Genomic DNA, 20,652 nt, shown 5'->3' with positions numbered 1-20,652 from the left:
ATTTATCGATTCTCTAATCGGTTGTAATCAAATAGACCAAACTCTACACCTCGCGCCTGCTGCGCAATCTGATGCAATAAGTCACTATATTGCCAAAACTGAGGATGCGTGCGTCTGATCCCAAACTGCGCTTTTAACGCCTGATAACTCGCTTCATCCGAGACCTGCTTTAAGCCATCACTAAACGCTGCAATATGCGCTTGATTTGGCAGGTGCCATATGGCTTCAGGATAATCTCCAACAAAGCCAGGTAACACTGTCACATAGTCCTCTTTATAAGCTCGTTGGCCTGCTTCATTCAGTAAAGATGAAATATTAAAGTGGGCATTGTGGCGCAGCAAGGTATAGCCCTTGAGTTCACCCAACTCGTCATTCGCCAAAATAAACGTTACTTGCGGTAATGTATTGATGGCTTCGATGGGTAAATGATTCAGTGTTTTTAGCGTATCTGGGACTGACGTGTAATCATATTCCGTATGCAACACAGGCCTTAAGTATGCTGTCAATTTGTCATAGAGCTCACGCTGTGGGTCTTGACTATGATACTGAATATGACTCGGCGCGCCCAATAAGCTCTTGCGATTAATAAATTCGCTTAAGCTCAAATGAGAGTTTCGATACCAGTGTTGCTTAATAGTTTGGCGGTGGCTTTGCGGCAGTAAGTTCAAAAAGTTCTGCTCACCTTCTAAGCGCAAAAAGTCCATATATAATCGCGTTATTAATTGATGGCCTATATTGCCATATACGTCAAACCCAGCCACCAGCAAATAATGAATGCGTTCAAACAGCGCATAGTCTAATACCCATGCGGTTTTTGGCTGCTGCCCCACAAGCCCTTTAACCACGGTTGCACTGTTAAAATGACGGAAAATAGTCAAAGCCGCATTGGGGTTATGACCATCTCCTTGCCAGATTAAGTTTAAGTCTAACTTACCACCTTGGTTAAATATCTCTTCCGACAAGCGCGTTTTTGCTTCTAGGTAATCGCTTTGATGTTTGGCGTATTTTGCCCAGCTCGATAGCGGCAAGGCATTACTTTGCTCAGCCGCTGGCAACAACAAGTCATCATCATGAGCCATCAAGAGTGCTTCTACGGCAGGCGATGCATTTTTCTCAGGGTCAACAAAGGTTACCCAGAAATGGTCATTAATCACGTTAAGGGCGATTTGCCCCCTACATACAGGGCCTTTAATGAAACCTTTTACGATTAGCTCAGCTTCATCCAGCATAAATTGATAGCGCGACTTAACCGGTATGGCTGCAAATGTCTTAAATGGGTTTGCGGCCAATTTGGGCGCATAACCGGGCAACTCCAATACTTGATAATCACTGCCAATAAATTGCCCATACAAACGCGCCATTTTTTTATCACTGAGTGCCAACGGCAGATGTGTTTTTGATAATATCGTGCTGCGTTCATGCAGTAGACGATAATAAACTCGTGACACCTTAGGGTCGTCAAATGGCCGAACCGTCGCGATTAACTCTATCGGCTCTCCTGGCGGGGTTTTAGACCTCACTAATTTAAAGAAGTCCGTTTGACTATGATCGCGAAAATAAATATTGGCCAGATACCAGTGCTCATAAATATAACGTGCAGCCAACTGATGTTTATTGCCCGATTGATTTAAAAAAGCTTCCCATTTATTGACCTGTGCAATAACGGGTTCAGCAGGGGCAGGGGCCTCACTCATTAAGGCGCCTTGCTCTAACCAATTTTGCAGCTGTGCATACTCTTTCGTAGTCAATGCTGGCAATCCATAAGGCATACCTGCATGCGGATTATCCTTCGCATAGCTGTCGTACTCATCCATCGTCGGGCAAGTTTGCTGCCTGTCCAACGCAAAGTCATACTCTTCACCCAACACCGTTTGCTGTGGGAATGCGGTGCGCTGCTTCAGCAGCAAGCTGTGATACATCACACTCCCTTGTAAATTAGCATAAGGGGTTTGCACACGCTCATTTAATACTGGGGTAAACCCTTTATCTCGCCACTGCGCTGTGGTCGTCGCATCAAATAATAAGCGCGTTGGTGGTGTCGCTAAAATACGTGTACCGTCATATACCAACTCTTTACTGAGTCCACGCTCAATCCCTTGCGGCGAACTCAGTTTCAGCTGACAAGGCGCATCATAACACCCGTGACACACCACACAGCGATTGTCTAAGATAGGTTTTACCTGCTGCAAATACTGCGCACCACCTTGGCGGTATTCAACCAAACGTTGGCGCGGCTGCTCTGGTCCAAATAAGTCATCATAATGACTGACTCCCAGTACCGCACAGCCACTGAGCACAAACAGAGCACTCGCTAACCAAATAATGCGCTTTTGCAGCATGTATCTACCTCTTCAACTACGTATTTTGAGTTTCGTCTTCGTGTTCATCTTCGTCATCATCAAGGCCTAAATCGAACGTAGGCATCATGTCCACAGGCGGGGAAACAAATAACATGTCTTCTCCCGCAGGGCTTAATACAGCACTGAGTACCGGCCCATGATTTAAGATCAACTGAACCTGATGACCTTCACTCAGCACAGCAGTATAGCTGGCTTCGATATCAGTTAGTTCATAGTGCTCAATGGGAATACTCATATTTTGCTCTGGCGCTGGGTTTTGGCATAAATTAGCCAGTAAATCCTCCGTTAAGTTAACCGACAATTGCATATCGGGTGACTCAATATCGCGAGATTCAAGGTGTTCATTTAATTGAAAGAGAGGGAGAGTTAAAGGCGTATTTTGTTGCAGTTCCATACGGGTCTCTGAGATGATTTTTTTGCAATTGTAGCATAGTTCACCAAAGCAGCCCCGCTTAACACACAAAGGGCCAAATATATTAGCCCTTTAACTTAAAAGCCAATTACCAAGGCAATAATTCGCCATTTGAGTGCCAGAAAGAACCCGTGTTAGATAAGTTCAGCTCATCGATGCGTGAGATCAATCGCTGTGCTGATTCTTGTGCTGAAATGTCACCCGCAAAATTGACCATTTGCGTTTGAACAAACCCAGGGTGAAGCAAAGCAACAGCAACACCTTTAGGTTTGAGTTCATGCGCTAAACTCACCCCTGCCGCATTCAGCGCCGCTTTAGACATTCGATAGCCAATATAAGCACCGGATCCATTGTCTTCAATGGAGCCCATACGACTGGTGATCATGGCCACTTTTGAGCCGTTTGATAATTGAGGCTGCAGCGCATGTGTCACACGCAATGGTGCCACTGCATTAACAGCGATTTGCGCTTCTACCCTAGAAAAGTCCATATCAGTAAGGCTTTCGTTACTAAAAATACCGGCATTATTAATGAGTATGTCAATGGCCTTAGACGCCAATAATTCAGCCAAGCGCACAACATCTTGCTCTAAACTCACGTCAATATTATCAATCACGTCTACGTTTAATGCATCAAGCTCTGCTGATGAACGTCTCACTACTGCTGTAACTTGATAGCCAAGCGCCGTATATTGACGACAAAACTCCAGCCCAATGCCTCTATTTGCCCCAGTGATCACTACGTGTTTGGTCATGCTTCCCTCTAAGCTTAGATTACGATTTACCTTAATTGTTGGGGCAAACACAGTGGGATTCAAGAGAATAATTACACGCAAACTGCCTGCAATTGAAGACTTCTGCTAGGCTTAAACCAAGCAGCAAAGATTAGGAAGAACTGTGTATCGCTTAATTGCATTGATGTTACTGTGGGTATGCAATCAACCACTCGCCAAAGAGTTCAACATCAATATCAGTGAAGGTTTATCATTCCATTTAGCCAAAGAGCAAATCGAGGATATCTTCACACGCATTTATGGCCCGCTGGATATCCAACCGAGCTTTCACTACTTACCAACACAGCGTGGATTACAATGGGTCGACAGTGGCCGCTTTGACGCAGAGGCTGGACGTGCCGCAAATGAAATGAGCGCATATACTCAACTTATTGCTATTCCAACCCCCTTAGCTACTGTACGCCTTGCGGTATTTTGCTTAAAGCCAGAGCTGTGCCACATTAATAATGACAGCGACATCATTACCATTGAAGGTAGCTTGATCACCACCAGTTTTTGTCGACGTACCAAGCTCACTTGCCATGGTGTTAAAAACAATGTGTCGGCATTTCAGGCATTAACACGGCATCACAGTGACCAATTGCTTGCAACCGATCACTTTAGTATTGGCTCTTTATGTAACTCTGGGCTCAACAAAATTTACATGCGTATTTTACCGGCCAAGGGCATTGTGATACGCCACTATATCCACAAAAAACATCAGGCATTGGTGCCAAAGCTAGATAGTATCATTCAAGGTATGATGAAAAGCGGCGAATTTGCCGCTTTCATTGATCGCATCAACAATGGGTTTGCCGATTGCGATGGTGAAATTATCAAGCTTTCAAACCATGTTCCGGCTAGCTTGTGATTTCATCCATCGCAGAGGCCATAATGGAAAATACTGCTCCTTGCGGGTCGGTTATCACCGCAAAACGTCCAACCTGTGGAATATCCGTTGGCGGGACACAGACCTCGCCGCCCAACGAGGTTGCTTTTTCAGCTAACTTGTCACAATCCAGCACCGCAAAGTAAAGCATCCAATGTGGAGGGAGCCCCTGCCATTCATCTGTCATTTCCAGCATGCCTGCAACAGGTTTACCTTGATAACTGAATACCACGTAATCCATGTTCTCCATCGCTTGATGATCAGCTTGCCAACCGAGTAAATTACAATAAAACGCTTCACTTTTTGCACTATTCTGACTTGCCAGTTCATACCAATACGGTACGTTTGCTTCTAACTCTCTTTGAGTGCCGGTGTGTGCTCCTGCCTGCCAAAGCGCAAAATGCGCCCCACCAGGTTCATGTAACATCACCATTCGGCCCGCTTCAGGTACATCATGGGGACCAGCAATGATCTCAGCACCTAATGCTTGCGCACGCTCTGCCATCTCATCGACGTTATCAACCGCAATATACCCAAGCCAATGGCTGGGGATTTCTGCTGCCTGTTGTTCTGGCATCATCTGATACATCGCGGCAATGTCTGAACCATGCTTTTGCAACATGGTATAAAAGCAACCTTCGCCTATCGGCTGATCAACACTTTGCCAATCAAACAGCTGAGTATAAAATGCTTTGCCAGCCGCCCAATCAGCGCTGCAGAGTTCGGACCAACAAAATGCGCCTACCTGACTTCGTTCAATTACTGCCATATGCCCAATTCCTATCTGGTATTTATATGTACAGTTAAGCAGGTTTTTTGTCATTCGCAATCATGATGTTGAGCCACTCAGCCTCATTGTATAATTGCCTAGTAAGTTTGAGGGGGCGACATCAAATTAGTCCCGCCTTCAAACTGAACGACCTTATTCTGAGCAGATCATCCGTGGCCAATCAACTCTGCTCCGTGCCATCGTCTCGTTATATCGCTTTATCCGCTTTTCCGATAACCACACTGATGTTGTTACCACCAAAAGCAAAAGAGTTACTCAAGCAAATACGTGAAGTTTGCTTGGTGACAGATTCAACCAATTGAATAGGGAGTAAAGATTCATCACGTGGTTTTGTCATTTTATGTGCTGGCAACGGCATGTCAGGTTCGGTTAGATGCAACCAGCAAAACCCCAATTCCAACGCGCCTGCAGCGCCTAGTGTATGACCTGTTAAACGCTTGGTAGAGCTACAAGGCACAGAGTCAGAAAATATCGTATACACTGCGCGTGACTCCATTTCGTCATTTTTCTTAGTACCCGTGCCATGCAGGTTAATATAATCTATATCACTGGGCACCAATGTTGCCATCTCAAGCGCGATATTGATTGCGCGAATGGCCCCATCTCCACTTGGGTCCGGCGCAGAGATATGATACGCATCGGATGTTTCACCCACCCCCAACAGCGCCACCGGACCTACTTGTTTTGACATCACAAATAACGCCGCCGCCTCACCAAGGTTAATCCCATCACGACTGGCACTAAAAGGCTCACATAAACTTTGTGATGTTGAATCTAACGCGTCAAAACCATTCACAATTAACTGACACAATGAGTCCACTCCCCCACATAAAACAACATCTGCCATATCTGTGTCGAGCAGCATATGTGCAGTCATAATAACTTTAGTGCTCGAGCTGCATGCGGTAGAAATCGTATAAGTTGGCCCATTTACCCCAAGGTACTCTGCGAGAAACTCAGCGGGAGCAATCAATTCCTGGCATTGATGACCATACCCATCAGGGAAAGCATCGTTTTCCATATAGTGCGCAACAGCATGCTCGGCAGTGCCTACACCTGCCGTTGTCGTGCCAATAATCACCGCCACACGCTGTTTGTCCACACCCGCCAACATAGAAGACAGTGTTGGCTCTAGCTGTTTTACCGCCATCAACGCCAACGCGTTGTTACGAGTTCGCTGATACGAAGGAAATGAAGACATATCAGGCAGCTCACCATTCACTTTGCCAACGTAAATAGGCTGGCCTTCTAAATGTAACTCATGATCTAAACTTTGGTACTCGACTTCTGGATGGTGAAAAGCGTGCTTAACTTCGTTTTTATTATTGCCAAGTGCACATACCACCCCAAAATCATTTAAAAATGTCGCCATAACTCCACTCAATTTTATTTTTCTGTCAGTAAGCTCCAATCACAACGCATCTGTGCCACTATGATGCGCTTTATCAGGCCAAAACTTTGTTCATCACATCCACATGCCGCCCTAACTTGGCAAACTGGCCTCCTCTATCGCAGCTCGCAACCTATCAACTAGAGGCTGTGGGGTCGTAAACTGCATGGACTGGCTGACCATTGCTACCGCCACTTGTGTTGTTACACCAGTTGTTAACTTCTTGCCGGTTTCCATATCAGTGATCACATATGCAATTTTTAGCCGATCTTCATACTCCAATAACTGTGCACAGACATTGATTTTTTGACCAAACACACATGAACCAACAAAACGTGTATGCATATCGATAATAGGCCACACATAGCCAATTTTTTCCATGTTGTCATAGCCACATTCATACGTACTCAATAACTTGCAACGTGCCACTTCAAAATAGCGCGCATAATTACCGTGCCATACAACATTCATGGGATCACAATCATGAAAAGGAATTTCAATTTCTACACAGGCTTCAAGCAACGGCTTTTGCTTCCTCATATCATCTCCATCTTCGAGTTAGAATAGCTGCTTAAGTTTCTCTCAATACTTACTTCAGTGGTCTGCCTTCTTCCATCAGAGAAAAAGCGCATTAATCTCATCAAACATCACCCTGGCAATTACGGGCACCACATCGCGACGGGGGTGTTTTGTCCAATGCATATGCCCATTTCTTGCATGGCGTTTTATGCGCGTATCTGTCTAATATTGTGTTCGATATTCTGCTCAGCCAGACCAAAACGTCTCATAATGCGATTCAATACTTTTGTGATCCATCACCGCAAAAGTGTGAGGTACACCAAGAATTGATTTATGCATAGATGATTGAACTTAAACCTTTATTTAATGGTGATTAAACGATTTATTGTATACAACATACTGACCACTCATATTGCTGTTCACACCATTAAATAAACATACTAAATACCGCTGTCATGCGGCTCTGCTTTGATCCAGAACAGCCTAAAAAGTGAGTACACACAATCAATATAACAATGAATAAATAAGATATTTTAATTCTTGTTTTTACTTTCAGTATTGATAGCTTTGTGACAGCCACTACCGCACATATGCGCAAAAACCCTCTTTGCTTTTTGGGTAGAATTTAGTGCAATTCACAGTCAATTAAATGTTGCCCTACAAAGCGGGCTCTACGCAGGCTCATGGCTAACAATAAATGCACATAAACTAGTTACAGATGAGAAATGCTGCTTCGTGCCCTCACTATTAGCGTCAATTTTTACACCATATTGCTTTTTAATTGCCAGCCCAAGCTCAAGCGCATCAATGCTATCCAAACCAAGGCCATCATGAAATAGAGGCTCATCATCTACGATCTCCTCCGGTGAAATGTCTTCGAGATCTAGGCTATTAATAATTAGCTGTTTAATTTCCAAACGCAGTTCAGTATGTGCCATTTTTGTTTAACTCCTTTTGATACCCCTCTAAACTCACGCATAAGCTAATGCGTCAAGGAGTATGACCATATTCAAGACATAGAACCCAGACCAATGTTTAACAAAAGGTTAATCAAAGGTTCCCAATTGGGATACTATCACTGTTTTTTTGTTAACTCACTTTAATTTTACTAAATTTGGAACAATTGCCAGTGCATAGCGATTTGTCTGCAGCACCTATTAATTCAATCGCTCCACAGTCCAGCTTTGCTTTTGACCAGATAAATGTAACTGGGTCTTTGATGTGTCCAACCATTTGGCAAATTCGATTGGGATTGCTGGGCTATCACTATTGCTGGCGGCATTAAACTCAGCACGAGTAAAGCTCAAGGTATGCGGGTGAGAGGTATGCGCATCCTCAGCTTTCGATAACACCATAGCTAACGCATAATCACTTTGCTGCTCATCACTAAATTGCAGGAACTGTTCGGGTAGGCTTTGGTCAACTAATACAACAACCACTTTGCTCGCTTGCTTACTAGATAAACGAATATATGCATCAGTCAGTGCTGCAAATAGGCCATCTTTACCCGCAGCAATAGAGGTAATAGGTACTTTCTTTTGCATAAATATTGAGTACATACCTGCCACAGCATTGTGCACAGATAAGCTAAATCCAGAAGGTGAGAGGCTTTCTTTAAGCGCTAAACTCGTAAGCAATTCACTGGTTTTGTGAAAATCACCATGTCGACTGGCAAATACTAACTCCCAGTCTTCACCTTCTAACAACTGCTCATCTAAATTCAATAAAGCGCCAATCGCAAGCTTTGAAAAGTTACTTAGACGCCTTTTTTGTATTGGCTTTAATTTGCTGATCAGATCTTTTAATTCAATTTTCCCTATCTGGGTAGAACTAATAAAAAAACTGTCATCTATCGTGAGTTCAAATCTCATATGACGCTTCCCATATACATGTTCAGTAAGTTTAAATATTTCTAAACGAGGTATCCTTAACCAATTTATGTTACCTCAATCAATCTGTGCTCGCTATGGGTAATTGGATAAAAAGGTTAAAAAACACACCAAAAAAGGAATTTATTAATCCAAATAAACAAGAATGAACATATATTTTATTGGTTGCACGGTCATTTTTTTGTCATAAAAGTTAGTACAAAGTATTAACGACACCGAGCGAAGCGAGTGCGTTTACTTTGCGCAAGGTGAATATCGTGCGAAAGGTTTGTGACACAACGCGAAGCGCTGACACTCTTTTCGCGCAAGGTGAAATGCGCCGTTTTAACCGAACAAAATCAATACACCTCTATCAACGATACAACTGAGATAAAACAAGCAAGGCATGGATCCTGAAACGAGTTCAGGATGACGTCGTGTAAAAGGCTAGCGACGGTGAACGAAGTGAACTCGCTCTTTTTTACGCAAGGTGAATATCGTGCGAAAGGTTTGTGACACAGCGCGAAGCGCTGACACTCTTTTCGCGCAAGGTGAAGTGAGCCGTTTTAACCAGATGTAAGACAGAAGAATATTCTAAAAAACATAAAAAAAGCCGCTCATTGAGCGGCTTTATAATATTCGTATATCGAATTAGTTAACGTGTAACTATTACTCGATGATTGATGCTACAACACCAGCACCAACTGTACGACCACCTTCACGGATAGCGAAACGTAGACCTTCGTCCATCGCGATTGGGCAGATTAGCTCTACAGTCATCTTGATGTTGTCACCAGGCATTACCATTTCTACGCCATCTGGTAGCTGGATGTCACCAGTTACGTCAGTTGTACGGAAGTAGAACTGTGGACGGTAACCTTTGAAGAAAGGAGTATGACGACCACCTTCATCTTTAGAAAGTACGTATACTTCTGAAGTGAACTTCGTGTGCGGCTGGATTGAACCAGGAGCTGATAGTACTTGACCACGCTCAACTTCGTCACGCTTAGTACCACGTAGAAGTGCACCGATGTTCTCACCAGCACGACCTTCGTCTAGAAGCTTACGGAACATTTCAACACCCGTACAAGTTGTCTTCGTAGTTTCTTTGATACCTACGATTTCAACTTCGTCGTTCACGTTGATGATACCAGCTTCAACACGGCCAGTTACAACTGTACCACGACCCTGGATTGAGAATACGTCTTCGATAGGCATGATGAATGGCTTATCGATGTCACGCTCTGGCTCTGGGATGTAAGAATCTAGTGCTTCTGCAAGCTCAACGATCTTGTCTTCCCACTCTTTCTCACCTTCTAGTGCTTTAAGAGCTGAACCTTGGATTAGTGGTAGGTCATCACCTGGGAAATCGTACTCAGAAAGAAGTTCACGAACTTCCATCTCTACTAGTTCGATTAGCTCTTCGTCATCAACCATGTCACATTTGTTCATGAATACGATGATGTAAGGTACACCAACCTGACGTGAAAGTAGGATGTGCTCACGAGTCTGAGGCATAGGACCGTCAGTTGCAGCAACTACTAGGATCGCGCCGTCCATCTGAGCAGCACCAGTGATCATGTTTTTAACGTAGTCAGCGTGTCCAGGACAGTCAACGTGTGCGTAGTGACGAGTTGGAGTATCGTACTCTACGTGTGAAGTTGCGATTGTGATACCACGCTCACGCTCTTCTGGAGCGTTATCGATTTGAGCGAAGTCACGTGCTTCACCACCGTATACTTTTGCAAGTACGTTAGTGATTGCTGCTGTTAAAGTTGTTTTACCGTGGTCAACGTGGCCGATTGTACCAACGTTAACGTGCGGTTTCGAACGTTCAAACTTTTCTTTTGCCATGACGGAACCTATAAGTTTTTGTGTATCTAGATTACATATAAAAATAATCCACGCGCGCGCGCGGGGACTATGTTTATTCTTTACAATTATAAATGTTTTTGTGACAAATCAAAGGAAGTATTTGGGAAGATCCGGAGACTGGTGCTGATAGGCAGATTTGAACTGCCGACCTCACCCTTACCAAGGGTGCGCTCTACCAACTGAGCTATATCAGCACACCAGAAATCTGGAGCGGGCAGCGGGAATCGAACCCGCATCATCAGCTTGGAAGGCTGAGGTAATAGCCATTATACGATGCCCGCTTTAGGAACCTGTTCTTAACTACCTCAGAACCGTCAAGAATAAAGTGGTGGAGGGAGCTGGATTCGAACCAGCGAAGGCTGAGCCGTCAGATTTACAGTCTGATCCCTTTGGCCGCTCGGGAACCCCTCCACATAAAAATTCTTTTCTAAAGCGTGTTCTAAATCTTGAAAAATGGTGCCGACTATCCGAGTCGAACGGATGACCTACTGATTACAAGTCAGTTGCTCTACCAACTGAGCTAAGTCGGCACTGCTTTAGTACGGGGCGAGATATTAGAGCAACCGCTGACACTATGCAACAGTTAAATCAAAAAAAATCGCAATTTCTTGTTTAAATGCTCATATTTACAACAAACCATCTACTATTTAATCGTTTTGTTGGTATTTACGCCAAAAAACGAGCCCTTGCATAACCAAGTCGTCAAAGTAGATACCTTTAGGATCAAGATGTTGCTGAATAAGTTCGCCATAACCACCAGCATAAATCAGTTGCACTTTTTCGCCCATCTGCGTCACCGCCCGCTCGGCCAGTGCAACAGTTGCACTCAGCGCGGCATTTTTTACTGCATTAGGCGTATTGGTCCCCAGCTTTGTATCAAACAATGTATGCGTGTCACTGAATACTTTTTGTGTATTGGCCACCAAGCTGTCGATCATCATATCTAACCCAGGCAAAATCCATCCCCCTTGGTGCTGACCCGTCGCGTCCAAGACATCGACTTTAGTCGCTGTTCCTGAATCAACAATCACACAAGCTTGGTTAGGAAACAAATGAAAGCTGGCAACCACGGTAAGCCAGCGATCTATACCTAAGTTTTGAAATTCTGCATACGCACATTTTAGTGCGCCTAAAAAGGGTGAGACTGAAGCAAATAGATAAGGCACTTGATAAGACTGTGCTTGTTGCAATATCGACGTTAAGTCGTCATTACTACCAACTTGGGCGATTAAGACTTCTTCGATTTTGTGCCAAGGTACTTGCGCTTCATTGATCAGCACAATCTCACCTTGAAACTCAGTGGCGACTTTCACGGCGGTATTACCGACATCAACGAGCAAACGCATCACGGCTCCTTACGCAGTGAAATTTCACCGCCATAATAAGTTTTACGCTCACCATCTTGGCGCAAGATTAACCCACCTTGATGATCAATACCCTCACAGATCCCCCGCCACTGCCTTTGCCCGGTGCTCAAACTGACTACTTGGTTACGAAACGCATTCAACGCATTCCACTGTCCAACCATGTCACTTAAACCATTTTTTTGATACATATGTAGGCGCTTTTGCAAACATAGGGTCAATACTACTGCCAGCTGATTTTTATCTATCTCGGATACATGCTGACTTAAATCAGTCCAAGCTTGGTCAATATGCTGAGCAGCACTGGTTGGCATGGCCACGTTTAAGCCAATACCGATGACCAGATGACATGGCCCTTCCATTTGTCCATCTAGCTCTACTAACACACCCGCCAATTTATGTTCGTTAATATAAATATCGTTTGGCCATTTAAGCTGTACATCCAAATCATACAAAGCATTGAGTGCGTCATGTACAGCCAATCCGACTGCCACAGATACACCCATGGCCGCCTGCATACCGTCCTCAAAATGCCAGTAATAACTGTAATATAAATTGGCGCCAAACGGAGATTGCCATTGCCTGCCGCGTCGACCTCGGCCAGCTTGTTGCATTTCTGCCACCAGCACCTGCCCTGATGTTAACTCCGCGCCTTTAGACTGAATGCGACGCATCAGTTCACTGTTAGTCGAGTCAATAATGGGCTGTACTTCTATGTGACAAGGTTGGTCGGTCAGCGCCTGCCAAATCGGTAAGATTTTATGTTGATCTAATAATGGTAAGCTGTGATTTAAGCGATACCCTTTGCCAGTGACTTTAAAGATATCAATCCCCATATCCTGCAATGACTTTATATGCTTTGAGACAGCGGCACGGCTGATCCCCAACTGCTCTCCCAATGCCTGACCAGAAATAAAATGGTCTCGGCTCAGCGCACTTAATATTGCTAATTTATTTCCAACAGGTGCTTTAACCATGCAGACCTCCAGCAGAGTGTTCTCCTTGTGCTGCGATCAGACGTACTTCAGGCATTAACGCAACAGTAAACTTATCCCACACCGACTGTTGAATATACTCAATCATGGCGAGTAATTCGGCGCCATTACCTTGTTGGTCATTAACCAGTACCAAAGCTTGCTTGTCATACACGCGAATACCACCAATACGATGGTCTTTTAGACCGGCCCGTTCAATCAACCACCCAGCAGCCAGTTTTACTTTGCCCTTTGTGACCGGATACATTGGCATATCAGGATACTGCTCACGTAATGTATCGACCCATTGCGCTTCAACAACTGGGTTTTTAAAAAAGCTACCCGCATTGGCGCACACTGTTGGATCAGGCAATTTGCTGCGTCTTATTCGCATCACTCGCTCTGCCACTGATAGAGGATTAACTGACTGCCCCTGCAATGCTTTCAGTGGTCCATATGCCAATATCGGTTGCCACTGCTTGGGCAGTTTGAGCGTGACTTCGGTGATCACAAATTGGCCTTGCAATGGCCCTTTAAAGACCGAGTCACGATAACCAAACTGGCACTGCGCTTTACTCAGTTGGACAAAATCCGCCTTGGCAATATCAAAGCCTGTCAGTGAGTCAAAAACATCTGCCAGCTCCACACCATAAGCACCGATATTTTGCACAGGTGCAGCCCCGACGGTACCGGGAATTAACGCCAGATTTTCAAGCCCGCCTATGCCCATATTCAGTAATTTAATCACCAATTGATGCCAATTTTCACCCGCGGCAACACGCACATGATAATGCAGCTCGGTTTCGGTGATCTCGATACCTCGATTTGCTATCTGCAGCACACTGCCTTGGAAATCTTCTAAGAAGACGCAGTTACTCCCCTCTCCCAAAATAAAGAAAGGCGGTTCAAAATCAATTTCTTTTAACTGCTCTGGCGCCTCAACCACCACCAATTTTTGGCAATGTGAAGGCAAAGCAAACGTATGTAAGGACTGCAAAGCGTGCACAGAAAGCACCTATAAAATACCAACTATTCCCCCTAGTTTACCTGAATGATGCCACTAACGCATCCAAGTGCCATTTACGCTGTGAAGTGGTATAACAATGCGGACACTCAATCATGAGCAAGGATAAAAATGAAACTCTCAGCCTTAACATTCGGCCTCACTTTAGCGGGCCTCTCTCATACTGTTTTGGCGGCAGATGCCGTCGATGAGCATACCTTTGCAAACCTAAAAGAGGTAGTGAGCACGCACTTACATTTAGACCTCAATGTCGACTTTGAAGACAAGCAACTCGAAGGGTTTGTAGAGCACACTCTCGCATGGCAAAACAGCCATGCGCGCACACTGGTACTGGATACCCGAGACCTTGAAATTGACAAGATCCTCTATCAATCACCACAGGGAAAATGGTTACCCGCACAGTTCACGCTCGCACCACGCAGTGGTGTTAAGGGTGCCAAGCTCACCATCAAGTTCAAGCACCAAGCGAGCAAAGCACGAATTTACTACAACAGCTTGCCACAAGCATCTGGTTTGCAGTGGTTAACCCCGGTGCAAACAGCAAGTAAAACTCATCCTTTCATGTACAGCCAATCTCAAGCAATCCATGCTAGAAGTTGGATCCCAGTACAAGATACGCCCGCTATGCGCACCACATATACGGCGCGTATTCAAACACCTAAAGATGTCCGCGCAGTCATGAGCGCAGATAATTCTGAGGCGTTCGTAAAAGATGGCGACTACTGGTTCGATATGCCACAGGCTATCCCACCTTATCTAATCGCCATCGGTGCCGGTAATCTTGAATATAAAGAAATGTCTCATCAAACGGCGATATTCGCTGAACCGCAAATTCTCGATGCCTCTGTGGCAGAATTTAACGATACACAAGCCATGATAGACAAAACCAATGCCATGTATGGCGAATACGCTTGGGGCCGCTACGATTTACTTATGTTGCCACCGAGCTTTCCATTTGGGGGCATGGAAAACCCGCGCTTGTCATTTATTACGCCAACTGTGGTTGCAGGCGATAAAAGTCTCGTTAACTTGATTGCACATGAACTGGCACACTCTTGGTCAGGTAACCTAGTGACAAACGCCACTTGGGAAGATTTATGGCTTAACGAAGGTTTTACTTCCTATGTTGAGAACCGCATCATGGAAGAGGTCTTTGGCCGAGACCGGGCTGTGATGGAGCAAGCACTTGACGCAGCAGGTCTGCGTGCACAGCTTAAAAACATTCCCGCGCCAGACACCCGCTTAAACTTAAAACTCAATGGCCGCGATCCGGACGATGCCTTCAGTAAAGTGCCCTATATTAAGGGTCAGTTATTCCTCATCTATTTAGAGGAAAAGTTTGGCCGTGAAAAGTTTGATGTGTTCGTCAAAGGTTATTTCGATGCCTATGCATTTAAGTCGCTTACCACCGCAGAGTTTGTTAAATACCTTGATAAGCACTTATTGAAGAAGCATCCGGGTATCGTTTCTTTAGAGAAAGCCAAAGAATGGATCTACCAACCGGGTTTACCAGCGGATGCGCCCAATCCAACCTCAGACGCCTTCAATCAAGTTGATGGTCATATGCAAGCTTGGCTGAGTGGTAGCAAGCCTCTAACTACATTACCTACCAACAGCTGGACAGTACATGAGTGGCTGCACTTTTTAAATAACCTGCCAAGAGATCTCGCTTTAGACAAGATGGCTGCATTAGACAGTACGTTCAATCTGACCAACTCAAGTAACGCTGAATTAGCATTCGCATGGTACATGCTTGCCGTAGGCAATGGCTATCAGGCTATTTATCCTGCTCTGGATACGCACCTAAGTGGTATTGGCAGACGTAAACTTATCGTCCCTTTATATAAGGCACTGGCAAATACGGACAGACGTGATTGGGCTTATCGTGTTTATCAAAAAGCACGCCCAGGCTATCACCCATTAGCGCAAGGTACCGTCGACGCAATTTTCCAATAAACGCGCTGGAGATAAAGCTTGGCCTTTATCTCCGTTTTACTCTTTCAGGCTGCCGATCAGTGCTTCGCGTCAATAGACGTTAAAAAAGCGATACGTTGCTCAGGCGTTGCCTGTTGCCACCAAAATTCCAACATGGATACGGCATCTGGCTTACCTGCGTTCGGCGCAGCTTGCTCAACGTGTCCTTCATTTTGACTGTTCGCTTTTACCGTTGTGATTACAGGTTCACTGACCACCGGCATGGGGGCTGCGGCAGTCTGTGCTTTCACTTGCTTTGCTGAAACTTTATCGCCCTGTTGTGGCTGCAACCAAATCTTAGGTGACTTGGCAAAATCGCGCGCTTGTTCAACATCTGAAATAGGTTTAAATCGCACGTTATAATCACGGTCTTCAATGGTGACTTCCACCCAAAACGGTGTCGAGTTGACGACTTCATGTTCATCATAATCTAATTCAAACAAGTCGGAATATTTTACCTTGATCCGATGAACGCCTGCAGGTAACTCCAGTTTACGCACCTTTTTAAAAAAAGAGTGCTCAATCTCACGCTCATTAACTTGCAAAGGCAGCAATTCTTCTGGGAAATTAACTTCCCCTGCAACAGAAATACCACTATAAAGTGCTATAAAAATTCCAAATATACTAATTTTCTTCATATTTCCTCTTTATTTGATTGCTACCTTGGTAGTGAAAGGTATTTGTGCCAAATTTAGTTACAATTATGAACAAGCATGAATTGTAATTTCCCTTGTATCTTGTAGAGTCCACGCTATGCTGAACAGCTAAACTAACGTATATAAGGATAAAAGTAATGGCCCAAGAAACGATTTTTACAAAAATAATTAATCGTGAAATACCTGCGGATATTGTGTATGAAGACGAAAAGGCACTTGCGTTTAAGGATATTAATCCTCAAGCACCTTTTCATGTGTTGGTGATACCAAAGCAGCCAATCGCAACAATTAATGACGTAAACGAAGAAAATGCACACTTAGTTGGGCATTTGCACTTAGTAGCGTCTAAACTTGCGAAAGAGCACGGATTTGCTGAAGACGGTTATCGCGTTGTAATGAATTGCAACAATGATGGTGGACAAACCGTATACCACATTCATCTACATGTATTAGCTGGACTTGAAATGGGCTGGCCTCCGTACCAAAGTAGGAAAAAAGTAGTATCTTAAATTATTCTTTGTTAAAAAATGTAATTAACTAAGCTATTACTCTACTAAAATAAATTATTATTAAAATCAACAAGTTGAAGCATTCACAAAATTAAGTTGTTTACAAAACAGGCTATCGTGCCAAACTTTATATTGTAAACTTCTTTTTATTGATGAAATTTCTAATACAAAAGGTCTGATTCACGTGTTAGCATTGCGTTATCAGACAGAATGAGAGTGTTTTCCAAATGAGCAGTACTGCATTTTTATTGCTAGATAAAGAGCCTATCAACACGATAGGAATAAACGTTTTACAACCCCTGTTAAAAACACAAGGGTTAGACGTCATCACAGGAACTGATATTTCCGAAGTACCTGAAGATACTCGGTTGCTTTTTATTGAAACGGCAGTCAATGATGCATGGGGCAAACTTAAAGAGCAATTAGTAAATCTCAAAGTGAGTTGCGACATCGTGCTGTTCAATTTAGATGAAAACCCTGAATTGGCTAATCGCGCATTGCTCAGCGGTATTCGAGGGGTGTTTTACACCACAGATAATGCAGACGTCTTGATGAAAGGTATCCGTTTACTGATGGAAGATCAGCTATGGTACCGTCGTGAAATCATGTGTAATGCATTAAATCGCATGCTGCAATTCAATAAAGACGCCTTACACAAGTTAACAGAAGGCGATATTGAACCTGTCAAATTGACTAAGCGTGAGAAAGCGATTATTTCGTTAATGAGTAAGGGCGCGAAGAACAAAGAAATTGCGGAAGATTTAAATATCAGCCCACATACGGTTAAAACCCACTTATACAGTGCATTTCGTAAAACCAAATGCCGTAACCGTATCGAGCTACTGTCATGGGCACAACAAAATATCCCTGACGAGATCCGCTAATACTCATCATTGAGTACACTTCTAAAGTCTGTAAAAAGCATGCACCTCGCATGCTTTTTTGTATTTCTATCTAGCATTTAATCTATTTACTTACCATCTCATTATTTTCTTGGCGCTTCGCTTTACTGCATTTCGTCTTCGCTCTATCCTAGGTACGTCTATTAATTGTTAACAAAGTCTTTATGTTGGACCATAAAACCCTGTATGTAGCTAGTGCAGCAATGACGGCGATGATGACACTCATCAATTATTTAACTTGGCGTGCCAATAAAAACACGCCCGGTGTGCTGTTATACATTTTTTACCCCCTCATTCTATTTGCTGCCATATCCATGTTTGCGCTGCATAGCTTTCTGTCTCAGTGGCAAACCATCGGTATTGCAAACACCTTACTTTTTTTGGCATCCATCATACATTGTTGGGCCATAAGTCAATTTTTAGGCCAACGCGGTATAGAATTTAGGACCTATTTGTTTGCAACTTTGGCACTGCTGTCTGCACTTATTTATTATGCGATGGTCGATGATAATTTACGAAAACGGATTTTAATCTCTGATCTACAACATATTGTTGAAGCAATACTTTTGAGTTATTACTTCATTCGCTATGCACGAAAGCAATACCCCAATGGCAGTATCGTTTACTTAATCGTTTTAAGCTTTATTTTTACTGCTTTTATAGGCCGTTCATTATTCATGGGTGACGTCGACCAAGTGTCTCTGTTTGTCGACCCTTGGTTTTCAATTGCAATTTTTTTCAATGGCGTACTCGCCCCAATTTTCTATGCCACTGGCATGGCACTATTATGTAATGAACGACGTGAACTTAACCTCAATAAACTGACCGAAAAAGCCCAAAAAGATCTCGAAATTCGCGGCTTATTTTTATCCACCATTAGCCACGAAATTCGCACCCCATTAAACGGCATTTTAGGCAGTGCGCAGCTGGTCCTTAATCGCAGTCATGATCAACACAGCAAAGCCTATTGTGAGGCCATCATCAATTCAGCTGAGTCACTCAACTTATTAATAGACAAGGTACTCGATTACGCCAGTTTAGATCAAAGTGATGAAGTGCTCTCCTCTGAAGATGTCGAATTAAAAAGCTGGTTAGATAACCTATGCTTATTAATGAGTCCTTTAGCCGAGCAAAAAAAGCTCACATTCACGCTTCTCTATGATTTGCCAGACCAAGTATGCTATTACTGCGACCAACAAAAACTGCGGCAAATTTTGCTAAATTTAGTGGGTAACGCGATCAAATTTACTGACAAAGGCGAGGTAAAACTGCGCGTAGAGTTACTAGAAGAAGCAAATATGTCGCATATTGTGCGCTTCAGCGTCGTCGACTCAGGCCCTGGCATCGAAGAAGAAGATATTGATAAGCTGACAGAACCTTATGTACAGAGTAACGCCGGTAAAACCAAAGGCGGAACAGGCCTTGGTCTCGCTATCACAGCACGCTTGCTGAGCAAGCTTGGCAGTCAACTTGAGATCATCAGTGAGCTTGGCAAAGGCAGCTCGTTTAGTTTTGATGTTAGCCTACCTGTCGGCGAATTGAGCCTGGTCGAGCAACGCCACCACAACCCAGAATACCCGACCGGACTCTCAGTCTTATTGGTAGAGGATTTAGACCTTAACCGTAAAATTGCCATCGAATTTATGGCTGCCGATGAACATAAGATTAAGCTCGCTTATGATGGCACTAGCGCCATTGAGCATCTTAAAGAACATGTCTTTGACGTCGTGCTATTGGATATGAATTTACCTGATTTCACCGGCCAAGAAGTCCTAAGGCACCTGCAAACCATCGAACATAAGAATAAACGCACACCATTTTTAGCATTTACCGCAAGTTTAAGCCCTGAAGAAATCAAAGAATATCTTTCTCTTGGTATCAAAGATGTGGTTGGTAAGCCCATCAAGCAAGAAAAACTTCGTCAAGCCATCAGTGATTCACAAAAAGCCCAAAAGCCGGATATGCGGGTAGAATTGAGCGATACTTTATATGATGATACTGCGGTCAACTCACTTAAAAGCGGTTTCAGCGAAGATGAAGTCTCCTCGATTTACAATGAGTTTGTACTCTCTGCTCGTAACAAATTAATCCATATCCAACAGTTACTGACAGAAGATGAAGAGCAGTGCATTAAGTCCCTGCATCGCCAAGCCAGTACCGCTTTGCAGCTGGGTTTTAACCGCTACGGTCTTGCATTGAAAAAAATAGAGCGTCGTTTACTCGATGGTAAATCTTGTGATGATGATTTAACCCAAGCTATGGCGCTGTGGCAAAAAAGCCTCGAAGCCTACTTACAGTTTGTTCGCCAACAGACACTCAATTAACCTCTCTTTCGCCGCACAGCCTAGCAAGTGCGGCGCTTTTCACCACATGT

Annotated in this window: 18 protein-coding genes and 4 tRNA genes; 5 read left to right on the top strand and 17 right to left on the bottom strand. The window is 43.9% G+C overall.

Going from position 1 to position 20,652, the window contains the following annotated elements:
* Positions 1 to 2 precede the first annotated feature (2 nt).
* The 3 genes from S4054249_RS00690 to S4054249_RS00680 all read right to left on the bottom strand — a co-directional run bounded on the left by S4054249_RS00690 (position 3) and on the right by S4054249_RS00680 (position 3,526).
* The gene (locus S4054249_RS00690; RefSeq protein ID WP_046356442.1) at positions 3 to 2,339 is read right to left on the bottom strand and encodes a fatty acid cis/trans isomerase; all 2,337 of its coding nucleotides are present in this window, start codon (positions 2,337 to 2,339) and stop codon (positions 3 to 5) included.
* A gap of 16 nt (positions 2,340 to 2,355) precedes the next feature.
* On the bottom strand, positions 2,356 to 2,754 hold the full coding sequence (locus tag S4054249_RS00685; protein ID WP_046356441.1) for a hypothetical protein: 399 nt from the start codon (positions 2,752 to 2,754) through the stop codon (positions 2,356 to 2,358).
* Between the two features lie 106 nt (positions 2,755 to 2,860).
* Positions 2,861 to 3,526 (bottom strand): SDR family oxidoreductase, encoded by a 666-nt coding sequence (locus S4054249_RS00680; protein WP_046356440.1) that lies wholly within the window; start codon positions 3,524 to 3,526, stop codon positions 2,861 to 2,863.
* A gap of 142 nt (positions 3,527 to 3,668) precedes the next feature.
* On the opposite strand from S4054249_RS00680, the gene S4054249_RS00675 reads away from it, so the two are divergent.
* Positions 3,669 to 4,415, top strand: coding sequence for a hypothetical protein (locus S4054249_RS00675; RefSeq protein ID WP_052960987.1), 747 nt, complete (start codon positions 3,669 to 3,671; stop codon positions 4,413 to 4,415).
* Here the strand turns inward: S4054249_RS00675 and S4054249_RS00670 are convergent.
* The 13 genes from S4054249_RS00670 to murB form a co-directional block, all read right to left on the bottom strand.
* Complete coding sequence (locus S4054249_RS00670) at positions 4,405 to 5,202, bottom strand: VOC family protein (protein WP_046356439.1); 798 nt, start codon at positions 5,200 to 5,202, stop codon at positions 4,405 to 4,407. The genes S4054249_RS00675 and S4054249_RS00670 overlap by 11 nt on opposite strands.
* 208 nt (positions 5,203 to 5,410) lie before the next feature.
* On the bottom strand, positions 5,411 to 6,595 hold the full coding sequence (locus S4054249_RS00665) for a beta-ketoacyl-ACP synthase (RefSeq protein WP_046356438.1): 1,185 nt from the start codon (positions 6,593 to 6,595) through the stop codon (positions 5,411 to 5,413).
* Between the two features lie 111 nt (positions 6,596 to 6,706).
* Entirely contained in the window at positions 6,707 to 7,153 is a 447-nt protein-coding gene (locus S4054249_RS00660; RefSeq protein ID WP_046356437.1) for an acyl-CoA thioesterase, read from the bottom strand.
* A gap of 650 nt (positions 7,154 to 7,803) precedes the next feature.
* On the bottom strand, positions 7,804 to 8,070 hold the full coding sequence (locus tag S4054249_RS00655; protein WP_046356436.1) for a phosphopantetheine-binding protein: 267 nt from the start codon (positions 8,068 to 8,070) through the stop codon (positions 7,804 to 7,806).
* Between the two features lie 219 nt (positions 8,071 to 8,289).
* Positions 8,290 to 9,003, bottom strand: coding sequence for a beta-ketoacyl synthase chain length factor (locus S4054249_RS00650; protein WP_052960986.1), 714 nt, complete (start codon positions 9,001 to 9,003; stop codon positions 8,290 to 8,292).
* 666 nt (positions 9,004 to 9,669) lie between these two features.
* Positions 9,670 to 10,854: an elongation factor Tu gene (tuf, locus tag S4054249_RS00645; RefSeq protein WP_063359275.1), complete on the bottom strand. Its 1,185-nt coding sequence runs from the start codon at positions 10,852 to 10,854 to the stop codon at positions 9,670 to 9,672.
* A 139-nt stretch (positions 10,855 to 10,993) separates the two neighbouring features.
* A tRNA-Thr gene (locus tag S4054249_RS00640) sits at positions 10,994 to 11,069 on the bottom strand.
* Between the two features lie 12 nt (positions 11,070 to 11,081).
* Positions 11,082 to 11,156: transfer RNA gene (locus tag S4054249_RS00635), tRNA-Gly, on the bottom strand.
* A 45-nt stretch (positions 11,157 to 11,201) separates the two neighbouring features.
* Positions 11,202 to 11,286, bottom strand: a tRNA-Tyr gene (locus S4054249_RS00630).
* A 43-nt stretch (positions 11,287 to 11,329) separates the two neighbouring features.
* Positions 11,330 to 11,405 (bottom strand) — tRNA-Thr (locus S4054249_RS00625).
* A gap of 117 nt (positions 11,406 to 11,522) precedes the next feature.
* Positions 11,523 to 12,221 carry a type III pantothenate kinase gene (locus S4054249_RS00620; RefSeq protein WP_046354246.1) on the bottom strand — a complete coding sequence of 233 codons (699 nt, stop codon included), beginning with the start codon at positions 12,219 to 12,221 and terminating at the stop codon, positions 11,523 to 11,525.
* Positions 12,221 to 13,216, bottom strand: a complete 996-nt coding sequence (gene birA / locus S4054249_RS00615) for a bifunctional biotin--[acetyl-CoA-carboxylase] ligase/biotin operon repressor BirA (RefSeq protein ID WP_046354247.1) — start codon at positions 13,214 to 13,216, stop codon at positions 12,221 to 12,223. Before birA ends, S4054249_RS00620 begins: the two co-directional genes overlap by 1 nt.
* Complete coding sequence (gene murB, locus S4054249_RS00610) at positions 13,209 to 14,219, bottom strand: UDP-N-acetylmuramate dehydrogenase (RefSeq protein ID WP_046354248.1); 1,011 nt, start codon at positions 14,217 to 14,219, stop codon at positions 13,209 to 13,211. The genes birA and murB overlap by 8 nt, the downstream gene beginning before the upstream one ends.
* A 129-nt stretch (positions 14,220 to 14,348) precedes the next feature.
* Between murB and S4054249_RS00605 the strand changes: the two genes are divergently transcribed.
* Entirely contained in the window at positions 14,349 to 16,193 is a 1,845-nt protein-coding gene (locus S4054249_RS00605; protein ID WP_046354249.1) for a M1 family metallopeptidase, read from the top strand.
* A 56-nt stretch (positions 16,194 to 16,249) separates the two neighbouring features.
* Here S4054249_RS00605 and S4054249_RS00600 read toward each other — a convergent pair whose 3' ends face one another.
* A complete protein-coding gene (locus tag S4054249_RS00600) occupies positions 16,250 to 16,849 on the bottom strand; it encodes a DUF2057 domain-containing protein (protein ID WP_046354250.1) in 600 nt (199 codons plus the stop codon).
* Between the two features lie 155 nt (positions 16,850 to 17,004).
* On the opposite strand from S4054249_RS00600, the gene S4054249_RS00595 reads away from it, so the two are divergent.
* From S4054249_RS00595 to S4054249_RS00585, 3 genes are all read left to right on the top strand, one after another.
* Positions 17,005 to 17,376, top strand: a complete 372-nt coding sequence (locus tag S4054249_RS00595; protein ID WP_046354251.1) for a histidine triad nucleotide-binding protein — start codon at positions 17,005 to 17,007, stop codon at positions 17,374 to 17,376.
* A gap of 227 nt (positions 17,377 to 17,603) precedes the next feature.
* Complete coding sequence (locus S4054249_RS00590) at positions 17,604 to 18,260, top strand: helix-turn-helix transcriptional regulator (RefSeq protein ID WP_039611367.1); 657 nt, start codon at positions 17,604 to 17,606, stop codon at positions 18,258 to 18,260.
* A 182-nt stretch (positions 18,261 to 18,442) separates the two neighbouring features.
* A complete protein-coding gene (locus S4054249_RS00585; RefSeq protein ID WP_046354252.1) occupies positions 18,443 to 20,602 on the top strand; it encodes an ATP-binding protein in 2,160 nt (719 codons plus the stop codon).
* The last annotated feature ends 50 nt before the right edge of the window (positions 20,603 to 20,652 follow it).

It is taken from the genome of Pseudoalteromonas luteoviolacea (assembly GCF_001750165.1).
Classification (GTDB): Bacteria; Pseudomonadota; Gammaproteobacteria; order Enterobacterales; family Alteromonadaceae; genus Pseudoalteromonas; species Pseudoalteromonas luteoviolacea_G.
This window is presented reverse-complemented; position numbering and strand designations above follow the sequence as displayed.

What these genes read in the sequence shown, in the direction of transcription:
- S4054249_RS00595 (WP_046354251.1), top strand. Translation starts at nt 17,005, where the DNA reads ATGGCCCAAGAAACGATTTTTACAAAAATAATTAATCGTGAAATACCT.
- tuf (WP_063359275.1), bottom strand. Translation starts at nt 10,854, where the DNA reads ATGGCAAAAGAAAAGTTTGAACGTTCGAAACCGCACGTTAACGTTGGT.
- S4054249_RS00655 (WP_046356436.1), bottom strand. Translation starts at nt 8,070, where the DNA reads ATGGCACATACTGAACTGCGTTTGGAAATTAAACAGCTAATTATTAAT.
- S4054249_RS00650 (WP_052960986.1), bottom strand. Translation starts at nt 9,003, where the DNA reads ATGAGATTTGAACTCACGATAGATGACAGTTTTTTTATTAGTTCTACC.
- S4054249_RS00680 (WP_046356440.1), bottom strand. Translation starts at nt 3,526, where the DNA reads ATGACCAAACACGTAGTGATCACTGGGGCAAATAGAGGCATTGGGCTG.
- S4054249_RS00600 (WP_046354250.1), bottom strand. Translation starts at nt 16,849, where the DNA reads ATGAAGAAAATTAGTATATTTGGAATTTTTATAGCACTTTATAGTGGT.
- birA (WP_046354247.1), bottom strand. Translation starts at nt 13,216, where the DNA reads ATGGTTAAAGCACCTGTTGGAAATAAATTAGCAATATTAAGTGCGCTG.
- S4054249_RS00670 (WP_046356439.1), bottom strand. Translation starts at nt 5,202, where the DNA reads ATGGCAGTAATTGAACGAAGTCAGGTAGGCGCATTTTGTTGGTCCGAA.
- S4054249_RS00685 (WP_046356441.1), bottom strand. Translation starts at nt 2,754, where the DNA reads ATGGAACTGCAACAAAATACGCCTTTAACTCTCCCTCTCTTTCAATTA.
- S4054249_RS00665 (WP_046356438.1), bottom strand. Translation starts at nt 6,595, where the DNA reads ATGGCGACATTTTTAAATGATTTTGGGGTGGTATGTGCACTTGGCAAT.
- S4054249_RS00690 (WP_046356442.1), bottom strand. Translation starts at nt 2,339, where the DNA reads ATGCTGCAAAAGCGCATTATTTGGTTAGCGAGTGCTCTGTTTGTGCTC.
- S4054249_RS00660 (WP_046356437.1), bottom strand. Translation starts at nt 7,153, where the DNA reads ATGAGGAAGCAAAAGCCGTTGCTTGAAGCCTGTGTAGAAATTGAAATT.
- S4054249_RS00620 (WP_046354246.1), bottom strand. Translation starts at nt 12,221, where the DNA reads ATGCGTTTGCTCGTTGATGTCGGTAATACCGCCGTGAAAGTCGCCACT.
- S4054249_RS00585 (WP_046354252.1), top strand. Translation starts at nt 18,443, where the DNA reads ATGTTGGACCATAAAACCCTGTATGTAGCTAGTGCAGCAATGACGGCG.
- S4054249_RS00590 (WP_039611367.1), top strand. Translation starts at nt 17,604, where the DNA reads ATGAGCAGTACTGCATTTTTATTGCTAGATAAAGAGCCTATCAACACG.
- S4054249_RS00605 (WP_046354249.1), top strand. Translation starts at nt 14,349, where the DNA reads ATGAAACTCTCAGCCTTAACATTCGGCCTCACTTTAGCGGGCCTCTCT.